1 protein-coding gene and 1 pseudogene are annotated in these 1898 nt (G+C 38.5%); both read right to left on the reverse strand.

The window, feature by feature from the left end; translation table 11 throughout:
• Positions 1 to 36: 36 nt before the first annotated feature.
• Positions 37 to 1650, reverse strand: a complete 1614-nt coding sequence (locus tag LI241_RS15405) for a recombinase family protein (protein ID WP_099124465.1) — start codon at positions 1648 to 1650, stop codon at positions 37 to 39.
• A gap of 111 nt (positions 1651 to 1761) precedes the next feature.
• Positions 1762 to 1898: pseudogene (locus LI241_RS15410) on the reverse strand (tRNA wybutosine-synthesizing protein 3-like protein); the annotation flags it as partial.

A 1898-nucleotide genomic window follows, 5' to 3' on the forward strand; every position in this document is an offset into this window, starting at 1 on the left:
TCCGTCTCCCTTAGTTAAAGATATGAACCCTATTTATCAGTCTACTTTTCCAATAAATCGGTAGTATATCTCTATTTCCTGTATTCTTTCGTTCTCCTCATTCGTTGTTGCTTCGTGAATGAGTATTTTTTCTATCATTGCATTTAATAACGGTGCTGTCAGTTCCTTTGGTACGGAATACTCCTTGATTAACTCAATCCATTTTTCAGCACCTATCATATCCTGTTCCATTTTACTTAATTCTTCTCTTAAGTCGGTTATCTGCTGTTCCAGTTCTATCTGTTCCTTTTGATATTTTCCCGACAGCATAATGAAGTTTCGTTCTGTTATCTTCTCACAGGCTCTATCTTCATACATTTTCGCAAATAAACAGTCAATCTCATTTTGTCGGTTCTCGGCTTTCTTCAAGGCACTTGCCTTTTTCTTCTTTTCCCGTATTCGCTCGGCATTACCGACTTTCTGTATCTTATGCAATACCTTTTCTTCGTCCTGCTGTACTGCCTTAGCCCAATACTGCAATCGCTCCAATACAGCTTGATACAGCACATCATAGCGGATATAGTGCATAGAACAATAGCCTTTGCCAAATTGTCCATAGAAACTGCAAGCATAATAACTGTAAGGCGTCTTATTTGCCTTATTTGTTGCAAATCTCATAGACCAGCCACAATCCGCACACTTAACAAGCCCTGCAAATATCGGCGTTGCCTTTTCCTTTGTCTGTCTACGCCTTGATTTTATCTGTTCCTGAACACGATAGAACACTTCTTTTTCAATAATTGGCTCGTGGGTATTTTCTACTCGAAACCATTCGCTTTCGGGCTTTCGCACTTTCTTCTTGCTTTTGAATGATACTGTTGACTGTCGATTATGAACGCTGTTGCCGATATAAACTTCACTTTTCAAAATTCCTTTGATTTGTGCAATCGTCCACTCATAACGCTTACTTTCGGGTTTGCCCTCAAAAATATGTGCAAAAGTACCATACCTTGTAAAATTCAACCAAGACGATGTCGGGACTTTTTCTTCTCGCAGTATTTTTGTGATTTTTGCACTACCGTAACCTTGATAGGCGAGAGAGAAGATTTTTTCAACAATCCATTTTGTTTCCTCATCAACCAACAGTTTCCCTTTGATGTCGGGGTGTTTCTTATATCCTAACGGAGCATAAGCCCCATAATACGCACCCTCTGCAAATTTTGTCTTAAAGGCTGATTTCACTTTACGGCTTGTATCTCTTGCCACCCATTCATTGATAATATTCTTAAATGGTGCAATCTCACTTTCGCCTTTTTCGCTGTCTACACCGTCGTCAATCGCTATGTAACGGACATTATGGCTGGGAAAATACAATTCTGTATATTGTCCTGTCATAATATAGTTTCTGCCAAGTCGGGAAAGGTCTTTTGTTACAACACAGTTGATTTTTCCTACCTCTATATCCTCAATCATTCTCTGAAAACTCGGTCTTTCAAAATTTGTTCCCGACCAGCCGTCATCAATATATTCATCAATGACATTCAAATGATGTTCTTTTGCATATAGACGCAACATACTTCTTTGTGTGGTAATGCTGGAACTTTCGCCTTGTAATTCATCATCTCGGCTCAACCTAAGATAAAGTGCAGTATTGTAAATCTGTTGTTTCATTGTCAGTTATCCTCCTTTATAACTAACCCGTGTTTACAATACCTGCTTGCAAGTAAAGTATAACACGGGTACTTTTTGCCATTCAATCTATTTCTTACAACTGCACCGAATTTATGCGATTGTCTGCTTTGCTTTCTCAAGCATAACATCAGTTAAAAGTTCTTCCATTGTCTTTCCCTTTTCGGAAAAATGCTCTTTTACAACAATCTTTGTCTTTCCTCTGTTTCCAATGCCACACTTGTTATTTT

Origin of the sequence: Longicatena sp. 210702-DFI.1.196 (genome assembly GCF_020563125.1) — a bacterium.
In the GTDB taxonomy this organism is placed as follows: Bacteria; Bacillota_I; Bacilli_A; order Erysipelotrichales; family Erysipelotrichaceae; genus Longicatena; species Longicatena caecimuris.

Excerpts from the sequence above, each read along its gene's own strand:
- LI241_RS15405 (WP_099124465.1), bottom strand. The coding sequence starts at position 1,650 with ATGAAACAACAGATTTACAATACTGCACTTTATCTTAGGTTGAGCCGA.